The sequence below is a fragment of the Dyadobacter sp. HNCC25DJ187 genome (assembly GCF_056895255.1).
On record NZ_JBXHAT010000002.1, the window covers coordinates 1,974,733 to 1,990,072 of the forward strand.

Genomic DNA, 15,340 nt, shown 5'->3' on the forward strand with positions numbered 1-15,340 from the left:
GATGTTAAATTTAAGCGAACACACTATAAATCATAATATAAGTATCAAGGATACGCTTTCTATCATTGATCAGCAAGCACTCTCAGCTAATGTATTGTTTGTGATAGATGAAGACGATAAACTTGTTGGCTCTGTTTCTGACGGCGATATAAGGCGGGGACTCTTGAAAGGCATCGGCATACAGGAAAATGTTGAAACTGTCATGCAAACGAATTTCAGATCTCTTCATAAAGAGAAAATTGACATAGATACAATAACAGCACTTAAAGAAGATAATATATTCTATGTCCCGATTGTTGATGACTCAAATACTATTCTTGAGATTCTTAACCTGCATAGTTATCATGTTGCCCTTCCTATTGATGTGGTACTAATGGCAGGAGGTAAAGGGCAGAGGCTCATGCCACTCACCAAGAATACTCCTAAGCCGTTATTACCAGTAGGTGACAAACCTATCATTGAACACAATATCGACCGTCTTTCAGAGCACGGTATGGCCAATATCTTTATCAGTATAAACTACCTTGGTGATCAACTTGTAAACTATTTTGGAGACGGAAGTGTAAAGGATCTAAATATTAGTTACATTCGTGAAGAAAAACCACTCGGAACACTTGGCTCTGTAAAACTTGTACCAGAATTTGGAAATGAGTTCATATTGATTATGAATTCTGATTTATTGACTAATATTGATTTCTATAAATTTTTTAACGAATTCTTATTGGCAGATGCTGATATGGCTATAGCGGCGACGAGCTATCATGTAGATATACCTTATGCCGTTTTGGAATCAGGTGAAGGTAATATTATCAGATCACTCAGAGAAAAACCACGTTATACCTATTACTCAAATGCAGGAATTTATATCATTAAGAAAGAACTGCTGGAGTTAGTGCCAGATAACGAATTTTATAACGTTACAGACCTGATTGACCTCTTAATTGAAAAACAAAAAAAAGTAATCAGCTTTCCAATTTTAGGCTACTGGCTAGACATCGGTAAACATGATGACTACCAGAAGGCACAAGAAGATATTAAACTATTAAAATTATAGACGTTGAAATTACTGTTTGTAATTCCGGCACGAGGAGGTTCCAAAGGCATTCCTGGTAAAAACACCAAATTACTGGCTGGCAAGCCATTAATTCATCATTCTATAGAATATGCACGCCTGTTCGCTGATGATAAAGATATTTGCTTAACAACTGATGATCTTCAAATTGCAAAAAGCGCAATGGATATCCATTACGAAGTCCCTTTCATGCGCCCTGACGTGCTTGCAACAGATCAAGCGGGAACGTATAGCGTAATACGGCATGCATATCAGTATTATTTTGACAAAAATATTCTATACGATGCAGTAGTGCTATTACAGCCAACATCTCCTTTAAGGAACAAAGCTCATTTTGAGGAAGCTGTAAGCTACTTTGACACCTCTGTCGATATGATCGTATCTGTCTGCGAATCCGCTTTCAATCCTTATTATAATTTGTTTGAAGAAAACGATAACGGGATGCTAAGGATATCTAAAGGCAACGGCTCTTTCACAAGAAGGCAGGATGTCCCCCCTGTTTTTGCCTACAACGGATCAATCTATATTATAAATACAAAAAGTCTAGTCGATAAGGAAGGTTTTTCCTCATTTACATCAATAAAGAAGTATGTAATGGAAGAAAAATATTCTATTGATCTTGACACGCAAAGTGACTGGAACTACTTAGAATATATCTACAACAACAAACTCAATGAATAATGTAAGAGTTATTGCACGACTAGACATAAAGGGTCCTAACCTAGTCAAAGGAATTCATCTGGAAGGTTTACGGGTTTTAGGCTCTCCTGAGAGCTTTGCTCAATATTATTACGAGCAAGGTGCAGATGAACTGATTTACCAGGATGTTGTAGCCAGTCTTTTTGGTAGGAACAGCCTTAGTAAAATTATTACGCAAACAGCTAGAAATATTTTTATACCTCTGACAGTTGGTGGAGGGATTCGTTCGATAGAAGATATTACGAATGTATTACGTGCAGGAGCCGATAAGGTGTCAATCAATACAGCCGCGATTCATAATCCAGATTTTATCAAAAACGCTTCCAAAAAATTTGGATCTTCCACAATTGTAGCTGCCATAGAGTGTATCAAACAACCTGATGGGAAATACCTTGTATTTGTTGATAATGGGAGAGAAGAAACCGGCATAGAAGCATCTCAATGGGCCTCTAGAATTGAAGAATTAGGTGCAGGTGAGATCCTTCTTACCAGCGTTGACAGAGATGGAACGGGAATAGGTTTTGATACTGAACTCACCAAAATGATCGCTTCAAGCGTATCTATTCCAGTTATTGCACATGGTGGTGGTGGAGCTCTGCCACATTTCTCTGAAATTGTTACAGAGGGAAAAGCCGATGCCATAGCTGTAGCTTCTGTCATTCACTATCATGCATTAGAACATATCACTGATCATGATAAAAAGCTTGCGGAAGGCAACAACTCCTTTATTAAGAGTGGCAGAACCACCTTTAACAAAATTACAAATGCAGGAATCGGTCATATCAAAGAACATTTAGTGAACCAGGGTATAGAATGCAGAATCATCTCCCAAAAATAGCCATTGTTGATTACCAGCTGGGTAACTTATTCAGTGTTGAACAAGCATTTAAACATATCGGTACTGATGTAGTTGTTACCAGCGACAAGCACTTAATTCTTTCTTCAGATGCTGTTGTACTACCGGGAGTAGGAGCTTTTGGCGACGCCATGTACAATATGGAAAAGCTGGACCTGGTTCAACCCCTTAAGGAATTTGTTCAGACCGGAAAGTCTTTTCTAGGGGTTTGTCTTGGCTTGCAGCTCCTATTTACCGAAAGTGAAGAATTTGGTTATAACAAAGGATTGGATATTATACCAGGCCAGGTAAAGAAATTCAGCAATAATCTCCCACAAAATCCGATGGCCAAAGTACCTCAGATTGCATGGAATCGAATTATTGAGAATGAAATACCATGGCAGGATACACCTTTAAACGAAATAAAATCAGGTGATTACCAATATTTTGTACATTCATATTTTGTAACACCAGATAATAAAAATATAGTTCTTTCCAAAACCAATTATGAAGGTTTTGAATATTGCTCTTCCATTCTTGAAAACAATATTTTCGCCTGTCAGTTTCATCCGGAAAAGAGTGGTGTTCCCGGCTTATCCATTTATAAAAACTGGGTTGAAGGAATCACTAAACCCTAACAAATTAATAACTATAACGAACAACAACTATGACGACCTCCGTTAAAAATCTATCAGAGCTCGAAGTTAAGTATGGCCTTCCAAGGGAAGTAAAATACTGCAAAAAATGTGTGATGTCAAATCAGCGGCCTATGTCGGCGATTGAATTTAAGCACAACATCAACACAAAAAAAGAAACCCTAAGGTTTGATTCAGAAGGGATATGTGACGCTTGCCGTGCTAACGAGCAAAAGGAATCGATTAACTGGGAAGCACGGGAAAAGGAACTACTAGTACTTCTTGACAAATACCGTAGTAAAGACGGCTCTTATGACTGCATCGTGCCTGGAAGTGGAGGGAAAGACAGTGCTTACCAGGCTCACGTACTGAAGTATAAGTACGGAATGAATCCTCTTACGATCACCTGGCCGCCAATATTGTATACAGATTACGGTTATCAGAACTGGAAAAACTGGATTGACACAGGATTTGACAATATGAGCTTCAACAGAAATGGCAAGGTAATGAAGCTATTGACGAAGCTCTCCATCGAAAATCTGATGCACCCGTTTCAGACATTTATGCTTGGCCAAAAAAATCTGGCGCCAAAAGTAGCATTACAGCACGGCATCTCATTGATATTTTATGGAGAAAATGAAGCTGAATACGGAAACCCAATAGCAGACAACAGCTCTTCACTCCGTGACAAATCCTATTTCACACTGAGTAATCTTGACGACATCTATCTTGGAGGTGTCTCGATTGCTGAATTGAAAGAAAAGCACAATGTATCCACTTCGGACTTGTCTTCATTTTTGCCACCAGCAGTATCAGAGCTCGCAAAGACCGATATACAAGTACACTACTTAGGATACTACCTTCGCTGGACTCCACAGGAGGTTTACTACTACGCTGTAGAAAATACTGGCTTTAAGGCACGCCCATTCCGTACACAAGGAACATACAGCAAATACAATAGCATCGATGATAAAATTGATGACTTGCATTACTATACTACCTTTATCAAATTTGGTTTAGGCAGATGTACGTACGATGCTTCTCAAGAAATACGCAATCATCATATATCCAGGGAAGAAGCTCAATCACTGGTAAAGAAATTCGATGGTGAATTCCCCGATCGTTACTTTAACGATATCATGGATTACATTGAAATGAAGCCTGAACGCTTCTTTGAGCTATGTGATCAATTCCGCTCTCCACACCTATGGAATAAAGATAGTGGTGAATGGAAACTACGTCATACTGTCAATAATGACGGAACGGATGATTAATTAATTCCTCCGTGACTTCTGGTTTTCCTGAGTGCGAAACCAGAAGTCACGGAGATCCATTCCGTATCTGATGATCAATAGCATATGAGCCATTGACTTACCATTTCCTACCTTTCAAAATCAATCAGCTCATTAGATATTTCTAACCAATTTGCTCTTGTTGCACCCATAGAAACCTACATTTTTTTGATTTTAGTCACGTTATAATACTGCTTTCATGAAAAAAAAAATTACTTTCAAGGTAATTTTAAGGGTAGATTGTTCAATTATGACAATAAATACGAGCCAAAAATGTTTAAAAAGGTAATTACACACACTTATATCTATCTGTGAAGGTCGATTTGATATAGTCCTGATCTCATGGAGATATATAAACCAAATGATGTGCTTAATCTCATGAGTAAAAAAACTGTCTTATTTTTTAGCAGAAGTGAACTAACTTATTTATACGGCGGCCTAGATAAATACCTCAACGACTCCTATGACATAATACATGTTGCATATAGTTGGGATGAAGAGCTGATTTTGCGAGAACAATTTCAACTTCAAGACATTCATGTCTTCAAAGAAATAGCCAAAGACTTTCTTAATGAGGATATAACTGACGAAAAACTCAGGATTATAGACCAGCTTCTCATTGAACAGACTCAGGGTGGCTTCAATCTCAACAGTGCTTTACAGAGTAACAGAACATCACTCTATTTGGAGTACAAGGACTCACTTCAAATTACTTTGATGTATTACGAGACATGGAATAAAATATTCGGCGAACGCAAGATTGATTTTTTTATACATGAACCCGTATCGCTCCTAATGAATCAGATCGCCGCAGCTCTTTGTAAAAAGCAAGGCGGTGTATATACAGCACAAATTTCAGTAAGCGGAGAAGATCCTAAGTCATTCAATTACCTCATCCTGGATCACTATAATGGGCTAGCTCTTTCCCTTCAGGAAAATTACAATAAGCTTACCCCACAAGCTATATCGGATTCTAAGGATCGCATTACTCAATTTCTAAAAGAATTTCGATCGAACTATGAGATATTTTTTAACACACTTGGAACAGGTGCTTTAACCCCAAAATTATACCTCAGCGCAGTTAATACAGTTGTTCGACACAAAATCATTAATACCGTTAAGCCGCGAAAAATGCATCCCCTGCTGGATAATATAGAAGTATTTTTGCAGAAGGATGATTTTTCTGGTCGTAGGCTCAGAAACCTTACTAATTACGTTGGATTACAGTACGACACCCCTGAGCCCTCTGACAAGTATTACTTTTACCCGATGCATCTGGAACCAGAAGCAGTTGTATTATACTGGGCCGATGGGTACTATACTAACCAGGTCAAACTCATTGAAAATATTGCTGCCCAACTTCCTCCAGGCCACTTACTTTATGTAAAAGACCATCCTCACTTATATGGTTACCGAGAAGTAGCTGATTACAAACGCATTCAGAATATTCCAAATGCCAAACTGCTTCCTCCTCATCTACCAGGCAAACAAATTATTAAGAACTGTAAAGGTGTTATTACGATCAACGGAACAGCCGGATTTGAAGCCCTGTTAATGGGAAAGCACGTAATTGCATTCGCATACTCCTTCTATTCCATTGCAGAACGTGTAATAGTAGTAAAAAACATCAAGGATCTTAGAGAAAAACTGTACGAAATACAAGATACGATCTATAAAGACGATGAAACTTTCTATCGTTTTATCCTGGCGTATTTACTTAGTCTGAATAGTGGATTTGTGAATTTCTTTATTGATATGCATCATAAGCTTAAAATAGACATTAATGAAAACGCCAAGGTTATATCTGAAGGTTTAAAAAAGCACTTTAATAATTACGGTAAGATATAAATACATATATAGCAATAAATATACTTACTTCGTTATACCTATCTTATTTGATAGATAAGTACAATATGCACGCAAAATAATTACTATTTATCAAAAATGAATTTTTCTATCAATAAAAATACCTATATAGAAAAAAGAAATCTGATATTCAATATCTACAAAAATCAGAAATCAAGTATATCATATTTAGTTGTAAATGTATCGATGGCAATGCTTGGATTTCTAAAATCCTATGTCACGATGCGATTTTTAGGTTTTGAAGAAATAGGGCTTCTAGCTCTTATGCAGTCAACAACGGAGCTAATAGCATTATTTCAATTAGGATTGCTTAGTGGCGGATTTAGAATGTATTTTGTCACACCAGACTCTTTAAAAAGACGAGTTAATAATATTCTTTTTTCGTATTTCGCTGTTCTAGCTGGAGTTCTGACAGTAGGCGTAGTCATTTATGCTATCATTAATAAAGACCTAGGGAGAGAGTCTTTACTTTTAATGTTAGGAGGGATTATAGGTGTATTTGGACTTGCACGTACTTGGATGAGCAATTTATTTATAGCACAACAGCGGTTAGCTGAGTTAAACAGGATCAACGTTGTATCAACTATTTTATCCTTTCTATTTATATTTTTGATTCCATTCTATGGTCTGATAGGTTCCGTTCTGTTGCTACTTTCTCAACCTCTATTCTTTATAGCAATTGTTCAATCAAAAAACAAAAGTATGCTTCCTAGCAAATTTGCTTTTGACCAAAACCTTGTTAGAAAAATACTTAAGATCGGTTTCATACCATTTCTCGCTGGATTATTAGTCAAATCGCAGGATCAGATTGAGCGATGGGGAATTTTCAATAGTATCGGATTGGAAGAATTGGGAAAATATAATCTTGCCATCATGTATGCTTCTATTTTTTCACTTGTTCCTGTTTCTATCCATTCTATTTTTTTTTCTAAGGTTATGCTTGAATATAAAAACGGAAACACAATACGAATGAACAATATGCTCTGGAAATATGCTATTATTTTAATTACTTATGCTTCCATTGCTTTCATCGCTACCTATTTACTACTTCCAGGAGTAATCGAAACTATTCTTCCAAAATATATTGTAGGAATTCCTTATGTATGGTTAATAATGCCATTCTTATTTACTCAACTACTCACGATGCCATTAGACTTGAAATATGATGTTTTAGCAAAATTAAAAATGAAATTGATATCCTACACGATTTCAGCTACAACATTCGCTATACTAATATTTATAATTATTAATTTTGAAATAGTTGAACTAGAGTATTTCCCTATTGCAAAAGGTATAAGTAGCTTTTGCTTTATTTTAGTAAATTATGGCTTGTATTTCGCATATTACAAAAGAAAAAAATTAATACCTTAAATAGTATTTATCGAATACTTTATTTTAATCCTATATATTTTCATTAATCATTAAAATATAAAAATACCATATCAAGTAATAGCGCTATGGACACTATTTATCGAATACTTAATAAGCTTTCTATCCTTTGGTATCAACTCATTGGCAGACGCAATTTTGCTTTTTTTGGCAAAGGTGTTCTGGTAATGCGTCCATTACGGTTAGATGGTGTTCAAAATATCTCTTTACATAATAATGTTCATATTCATTACAAAACTTGGATAGCCGCCTTACCTTTAACTGGAGAATCCTGTAATCTTAGTATAGGTGAAGGAACTGTTGTCGGAAATTTCAACCATATTTATGCAACGAAAAAGATTGCGATAGGTAAAAGAGTTCTAATAGCCGATAAGGTATATATCTCCGATAATCTTCATGAATATGAAGATATAGGTCAGCCGATTATGGACCAACCTGTTAGGCAAATTGGTGAAGTGCAAATTGGTGATGGCTCGTGGATTGGAGAAAATGTGGTAATTTTGGGAGCTAGTATTGGAAAGAACTGCGTTATAGGAGCTAATGCAGTAGTGACGAAAAATATTCCTGATTTCTCCATTGTTGCCGGAGTTCCAGCAAGAATAATAAAAAGATATAATTTTTCTGAAAAAAAATGGCTAAAAACAAATGATCTTGGAGAATTTATCACACTGTAAAAATAAGCAAGTAACTAGAAATCTGAATACTTCACTTCTAAACACACTTCTTTCTTTTGTTATATTTATCAACTACGCTCCAGAAGCATTTGGACAACAGAGCAATAAACTATTCCAAAATGAAATCGAACTGAAAGAACGGTTGCAAAAAACAAAACTGTTTGTTGACAGTACATTTGTAATATCTTCGAAGAATGGCAATTTTCTTGTGTCCTCGCCTGATCAGTTTATTCCTGTACTAAAACCTGAAAAAGCTTGGGAAAAACTGGGGGTAGGATTTGGTACTGTTCTGAAAGAAAATGGAGAATACAGAATGTATTACCAATGCCACGATTCCAAGGAACGGCGAATCTGGTGTATGGCCACTTCTAAAGATGGGTTAAAATGGATTCGCCCCAATCTTGGAATAGTGACTTACGAAGGATCTACTGCCAATAATATACTGTCTATGGATGTCTTCGAAGTAAGTAACATATTCAAGAGAGTAGTTAATGGCAAAGTTCAATATGTGACAATGGTTATGAAACGGGATTATAAGCATTACTTCTACACAAGCCCTGACGGAATACATTTCCAGTTCGAGCCCAATCCTGTGATGCCCTACTGCGCTGATACTCAGAACCAAATCATCTATGATTCTAATAAAGATAAATACGTATGGTATTTGAGAAGCTGGATATATAGCAATAAACTATCCGAATACTACAGAACTGTAAGTTATTATGAATCCAAAGATGGTAAGCCTATGCAACTCCCTGCCCATGCATCCAATAACAGAATGATGCGCTGGGGAGGAAACCTGCCACCCGCTATCAATAACGAGCTTAAACGAAGCATGTACTTTGATTATGAAAAGCAGCCCGGGAAAAACAAAAGTAAGGATGTGTATACAGCAACTGTACTCCCTTATGGAAGCAACTACTTTGCTTTCCCGAGCATTTATTACATAACTGACCAGGTGAAGAACGATGGTATACTAAAACCTAGCTTGTTTTTCTCCAAGGATGGACTTAAATGGAAGGACATGGGAATTTATATTGATACTACCCAGCTCGCTGGCTTTAATCAATATGATATGTACCTTGGAGCCCTTCTTACACCAAAAGACAAAGTATATAATTATATTGTCACCGAAAAAAGTACACACGGCGTACTAAGGCATGAGTCAGCTATTTATTGTATCCCACAAACTTTAAACAGATATATTGGGTTTGCTGCGGGGTCAAAGCAAGCAGAAATACAAACCTCTGATATTGAAACTTCAAATAATGAATTATTTTTGAACTTCAAAACAGATGATGGAGGCTTTGTTATTGCCTACCTTTTAAATGAAAAAGGAAATGTGATTGGCCAAACTGATAAATTGATAGGCGATCACATCAGGAAGAAATTGATATGGAAAAATATAGCCAAAGCTGCTAATCCAAAAGTTAAAAATAAGGTTCGCCTAAAATTAATTGCATCCAAAGCACACTTGTTCGGAATTGAATATAAATAAACAATGACTAAAATCTTAATCACAGGAGGCTCAGGCTTCATAGGGTCCAATCTGGTACGTAGCTTACTGAAAAAAGGGTATAGTGACATAGTTGTCCTGGACAACCTGTCTACACAAATCCATGGTGATAACCCAGAAGTTACATCTCCCTTATATCAATACATTCATGACAAAGTAACGTTTATTAAAGGATCGGTTACATGTGCAGATGACTGGCGATTAGCCCTACAGGATGCAGATGTCGTTGTACATCTTGCAGCCGAAACCGGTACCGGTCAAAGTATGTATGAAATTAAAAGATACACTGACGTCAATGTAGGAGGAACCGCACTCCTATTGGATATACTTGCAAATGATAAGACTTTCCATGTAAATAAAGTGATAATCGCATCTTCGCGGTCCATTTACGGAGAAGGAAAGTACTGGAGTGAAGGACTGATGGAGTTCGTTTATCCTACCCCTAGAAACTCCCAAGATATGGATCAAGGAAATTTTGAGCTCAGCTTCAACGGAGATGATTCACTTAAACTGGTAGCGACAGATGAATTATCTAAAATCCATCCGTCATCTGTATATGGTATTACAAAGCAAAATCAAGAGCAAATGATAATGACGGTTTGCCCTACAATAGGTATAGCACCTGTTGCTTTTAGATATCAGAATGTATACGGTCCCGGCCAATCATTATCTAATCCATATACCGGTATATTGTCTATCTTTTCTACCCTTATCAAGAATGGTAAAAGTTTAAATATCTTCGAAGACGGAAAAGAAAGTCGTGATTTCGTTTTCATAAATGATGTGGTGGATGCAACAATTGCGGGCATTGAAATGCATGAAGCCGATGGTCAGATATTTAACGTTGGATCTGGAGTTGCTACAGACGTATTAACGGTTGCACAAACTCTTATAAATGAATACCAAGTTAAAAATGACATAAACATTACTGGTAATTACCGCATAGGAGACATTAGGCATAACTACGCTGACATTTCTAAGTTAAGTAAACTACTTAACTTTAGTCCAAAATTCTCTTTTCAAGAAGGTATACATCTATTCGTTGAGTGGGTAAATAAACAGGACATACATTCCAGCAGATTTGATGAATCAATTCAGGAAATGAAGTCAAAAGGATTACTCAAATAACTGAAGGAAACATAATTTTTCATATACACATCTTGCTTATACCATTCTCTAAGGGAATCCAAACAATTAGGTATATATAAATTGGAAAATAATCTAATAACCGAATCTTATAATAGTGATTTTAGCTTAAGAAAAAACATCTGGCTCATCGGCCTGATGTTTTTATACTTTTACAACTTTCCATTGTTCTATTGGGGCATTCCCTTCACTGCATCAAAACTAGTCATTGCACTTGCCTTTTTCAATCTTCTGATATATCCTCAGCAGATTATAGAGATACTAAAAACAAAGATCTACTTGTTATATATATCGGGATCGTTGATATTAATATTAGTATTTTTCTTTATATCCCATATACTTCATACTCCCAATGGAGATACCGTATATATAAAAAGCGTATTGCTGTATATTATCGAAATATTTTTGGGAGCCTTTTTAATAATAAGACAGTTTAAATCAATTAGATTAGATCAACTAATAAAACTAATAATACTGACAACATTAATCCAAGCAATAATAATGGAATCAGCAGTCGTCAATATGACGATGAAACGTCTTATATTTGACATTCTCAATGCAGATCCTGCTTCAAGTCAATTCAGCCAATGGGGATGGAACCCTTTGGAATACCGAGGTCTGGCATTATCGGCTGATGCTCGATTGGGACTGTCAGTCTTTCACGCAAGCGCATGCGCTTGCATTCTGTGGCTATTTATCCAATCACCTAAAAAGAGCATATTGCTTTACTTAAGAAATAGTATAATGCTTATCATTATAGGACTTTCAGGAATGCTAGGTGCGAGAACATTTTTTATTGCTTTTGGAAGTTACCTTTTATTTTTCATTCTTAGAGCTATAAAGTATCCATCGCGTTTATTCTATGGCTTGAAATATATTTTTACCATAACGCTGTTATTTTCCACAGTATACTTTATTATAGAGATAGCCATCAATGACGAGGTAGTAAATGCTACCATCGATGGCTTTACAATTTGGGCCTTTGAAATGTTCAATTCAGTGGATGAAACTGGTGCTGCCACCCTAAAGACACAATCATCCGAAGACTTACAAGAGAATCACCTAGCCGTCATACCTAAAGGATTCACTACATGGATAGTCGGCGATTCTGATAGATCTGTAATAGGTGGGAGGCATTATATTCGGACACAAACTGATTCAGGTTATCTTCTACTGATATACTACGGTGGTATCATTGCCAGTTTATTTCTTTATGGCTTTTGGATAGTTATAAATTGGCTGTCAAGCCGTTTATTTTTATCCAGTGAGAATATGGGAATTATATTTCTAGGGCTAACATTGTTCTTATTAATCGGTCAGATAAAAACCGATTTTATGCCTATATCTTTGATAATATTCAAATTTATAGTAATACTCATGGTATTCGGTGCGGAGCGTCAAAGAGTACAGCAAATCAATTAAATTATCTTGCAAGAGTGCGTAAGATAATGTACACCACTTAATGAATTACCTATATATGGTAAAAGATAAAAATATCCTATTTATAGGATCATCTTATTTTGGATATTCTGAAGAAATAGTGAAAAACCTATCCCGAAAAGGTGCTACAACAACATACTTTCCTGACGATCCTTATGATTTTATTAATGCCAGGAGTTTAAGTCTAGGTATAGGGAAGTACCTAAGAAATATTGTTTTTAAACTCTACAGAAGTCATATATTGCTAAAAACTGCCGGTATCCAATATGACTATGTTGTGATACTGAAGGGGATATTGATGTCCCATGATTTTATGGCCAAATTAAAAGAGCAAAATCGTAATTCAATTTTTATATATTACTCATGGGATAGTATAGACAACTTCGATTTTACAGATTTCCGAAACTATTTTCATAAGGTTTCATCTTTCGATAGTAAAGATTGTTCTAAATGGGGATTCAATTACCTACAACTATTTGCACTTGAAGAATTTTATCAAATAAGGCAAAGGCAGATTCCTAAGGACATATCCCTTCTTCTATTGGGGCAGTATAGATCCGAACGTCTCACACTCGGTAATAAATACAAAAATTTATTATCTGATCAGGGGAAAACAGTAGTAATCAAATTATATGCCCCAATTTTACAATTTTTCGTTTATGGATGGAGAGAAAGTAAATTAAGCTTTCTAAAAAAGTTATTTTATTGGAATCAGAATTATGCGGGTGTATCATTTATTTCTGTCAGCTCTGGAGAGTGGCAACGTCTCCTCAATCGTTCTGTGTATTGCTTAGACATACCTCATTCTGCTCAGACAGGAATGACAATGCGTACATTTGAAGCAATTGCCGCTGGTTGTTATCTTATATCAACCAATGTAAATTTACAAAATGAACCATTTTATGATCCCCGAGCAATGTCGATAATAGACCAGACACAAGCATTAATTCCCGAAGTGGAAAATTTCAATCCTATAGCATTCGATGGCTATTCCGTTAATGCTTGGATAGATCGACTATTTTCTATACCAATAAAAGAGTGTTAAGCCATAAGAGTATGCTATAGGGTCAAATAAAAATATCTATAACTAACCGGATATATTCCAATTAAGATTATATATTCTACATATCCTCATTTTTATGATTTTTCGTTATGGCACAGTAATCACTCAGCTGATTCGTGGTTATCTTAGGCAAGTCAGTTTTATTATCTTGCGAAAAAAAATAAACCGAGTATCTGCGCTGAGGTTAGGCAAGTATTCTCTCATCCAGTTTGAGGGAAAAAATTCTCGCCTATTTCTCCCCAAAAAAGCATTTATAAGAAATTTTAATTTCATTATGATTAGTGGAAATGGGATATTAAAAATAGGAAATAATTTTTTCATGAATAATTCTTGTTCAATTAACTGCCTGTTCGATATTGAAATAGGCGAAAACGTACTATTTGGAGAAGGAGTAAGAGTTTATGATCATAATCACCAATTTCGCGATTTAACAACCCCAATAAGAGAGCAAGGATATTCTTTTGGTAAAATATCAATAGGTAATAATTGTTGGATAGGCAGCAACTGTATCATATTAAAAGGAGTAACAATAGGAGACAATGTAGTTATAGGAGCAGGGTGTTTGATTCATAAAAGTATACCTAGTAATTCTATTATTAAGAATTATAATAACATAAACAGTACTTCAATAGTATCATAATGAAACTTACCCAAATTCTATATTCCGGATTAGGTGGACATGGAAGTGTCGTTTTTTCTTTATTAGAACATGAACATACAATGTCTAATGAATTGATATTTTATGGTGTAGATGATTTAAAAAAAGAATACATATCAAAATGCGCCTTATTTAAAATACCATTTTATTATGTTAAAAAGGAAGCTAAAAAAATATTAACACCATGGATAAGTATATTTAGAATACTAATTAAAACCAATCCGGACTATTTGATTTTACATGATCCAAAGTTAATTATACCTGTAGGTTTATATTGTAAATTGTACAACACCAAGCTTATTGTTGTAGAGCATACCCCAAATCAAGTAAAGACTTCCGCAGAAAAATGGGCAACCAGACAAAGTATGAAATATGCGGATGAGATTGTACTCCTTAGCGAAGCCTACTACTCTGAGTTAAGAAACATATTAAAACATAAATTTAATAAAGAAAAGGTAAAAATTATCCCTAACGGAATTAATATATCTGTTTTCAAGCCCATATACTCAGAAATAAAAGTTACCAAGACAATAGGCATGGCAGCTAGATTCTCAAGAACTAAAAATCAGAAAGGCGTAATTAATGCATTCGCAGATATTACTAAACTACACCCTGATGCTAAACTATTGTTCGCCGGTGATGGTGAAACATTTGCTCAAACAAAAGAATACATCACATCAAAAGGATATAAAAATCAAGTGAAATTTTTGGGAAATTTGGAAGAACCAGCATTGATAGATTTCTACAGGGGAATATCTATATATGTCCATGCATCACAAGGAGAAACAATGAGTACCTCTATAATGCAGGCATTGGCTTGTGGCCTCCCCATTGTAGCTTCCGACATACCGGGTATCAATAATCTAATAGAACACAACAAAAATGGATTACTTTTCCAAAGCGAATCAGAGCTTACTGTTTTATTAGAAAGACTACTATCGCCTGATAGCGAGATATTGTTGAATGACCTAAGCAGGAATGCTCGCGAGACAGCTGTTAAATATTTATCCAGTAGTAAAATGTATGAATCGTATATGAAACTACTGAAATAAAAT

14 protein-coding genes are annotated in these 15,340 nt (G+C 35.6%); all 14 read left to right on the plus strand.

Going from position 1 to position 15,340, the window contains the following annotated elements; genetic code table 11:
- The first annotated feature begins 1 nt into the window (after position 1).
- The gene (locus AC1XUE_RS19095) at positions 2–1,054 is read left to right on the plus strand and encodes a nucleotidyltransferase family protein (protein ID WP_483357582.1); all 1,053 of its coding nucleotides are present in this window, start codon (positions 2–4) and stop codon (positions 1,052–1,054) included.
- 3 nt (positions 1,055–1,057) lie between these two features.
- The gene (locus AC1XUE_RS19100) at positions 1,058–1,753 is read left to right on the plus strand and encodes an acylneuraminate cytidylyltransferase family protein (RefSeq protein ID WP_483357583.1); all 696 of its coding nucleotides are present in this window, start codon (positions 1,058–1,060) and stop codon (positions 1,751–1,753) included.
- Positions 1,746–2,609 carry an imidazole glycerol phosphate synthase subunit HisF gene (gene hisF, locus AC1XUE_RS19105; protein ID WP_483357584.1) on the plus strand — a complete coding sequence of 288 codons (864 nt, stop codon included), beginning with the start codon at positions 1,746–1,748 and terminating at the stop codon, positions 2,607–2,609. The genes AC1XUE_RS19100 and hisF overlap by 8 nt, the downstream gene beginning before the upstream one ends.
- On the plus strand, positions 2,585–3,244 hold the full coding sequence (hisH, locus tag AC1XUE_RS19110; protein ID WP_483357585.1) for an imidazole glycerol phosphate synthase subunit HisH: 660 nt from the start codon (positions 2,585–2,587) through the stop codon (positions 3,242–3,244). The genes hisF and hisH overlap by 25 nt, the downstream gene beginning before the upstream one ends.
- 29 nt (positions 3,245–3,273) lie before the next feature.
- A complete protein-coding gene (locus tag AC1XUE_RS19115) occupies positions 3,274–4,515 on the plus strand; it encodes an N-acetyl sugar amidotransferase (RefSeq protein WP_483357586.1) in 1,242 nt (413 codons plus the stop codon).
- Positions 4,516–4,911: 396 nt separating this feature from the next.
- Entirely contained in the window at positions 4,912–6,381 is a 1,470-nt protein-coding gene (locus tag AC1XUE_RS19120) for a capsular polysaccharide export protein, LipB/KpsS family (RefSeq protein WP_483357587.1), read from the plus strand.
- A 96-nt stretch (positions 6,382–6,477) separates the two neighbouring features.
- The gene (locus AC1XUE_RS19125; protein ID WP_483357588.1) at positions 6,478–7,770 is read left to right on the plus strand and encodes a lipopolysaccharide biosynthesis protein; all 1,293 of its coding nucleotides are present in this window, start codon (positions 6,478–6,480) and stop codon (positions 7,768–7,770) included.
- 86 nt (positions 7,771–7,856) lie between these two features.
- Positions 7,857–8,462 (plus strand): acyltransferase, encoded by a 606-nt coding sequence (locus AC1XUE_RS19130; protein WP_483357589.1) that lies wholly within the window; start codon positions 7,857–7,859, stop codon positions 8,460–8,462.
- Positions 8,440–9,960: a hypothetical protein gene (locus AC1XUE_RS19135; RefSeq protein ID WP_483357590.1), complete on the plus strand. Its 1,521-nt coding sequence runs from the start codon at positions 8,440–8,442 to the stop codon at positions 9,958–9,960. Before AC1XUE_RS19130 ends, AC1XUE_RS19135 begins: the two co-directional genes overlap by 23 nt.
- A gap of 3 nt (positions 9,961–9,963) precedes the next feature.
- A complete protein-coding gene (locus tag AC1XUE_RS19140) occupies positions 9,964–11,106 on the plus strand; it encodes an NAD-dependent epimerase/dehydratase family protein (protein WP_483357591.1) in 1,143 nt (380 codons plus the stop codon).
- An 81-nt stretch (positions 11,107–11,187) separates the two neighbouring features.
- Entirely contained in the window at positions 11,188–12,546 is a 1,359-nt protein-coding gene (locus AC1XUE_RS19145) for a hypothetical protein (protein WP_483357592.1), read from the plus strand.
- Between the two features lie 55 nt (positions 12,547–12,601).
- Entirely contained in the window at positions 12,602–13,609 is a 1,008-nt protein-coding gene (locus tag AC1XUE_RS19150; RefSeq protein WP_483357593.1) for a WaaS/CpsH family glycosyltransferase, read from the plus strand.
- Positions 13,610–13,703: 94 nt separating this feature from the next.
- Entirely contained in the window at positions 13,704–14,267 is a 564-nt protein-coding gene (locus AC1XUE_RS19155) for an acyltransferase (RefSeq protein WP_483357594.1), read from the plus strand.
- Positions 14,267–15,337: a glycosyltransferase family 4 protein gene (locus AC1XUE_RS19160; RefSeq protein WP_483357595.1), complete on the plus strand. Its 1,071-nt coding sequence runs from the start codon at positions 14,267–14,269 to the stop codon at positions 15,335–15,337. Before AC1XUE_RS19155 ends, AC1XUE_RS19160 begins: the two co-directional genes overlap by 1 nt.
- Positions 15,338–15,340: the final 3 nt, after the last annotated feature.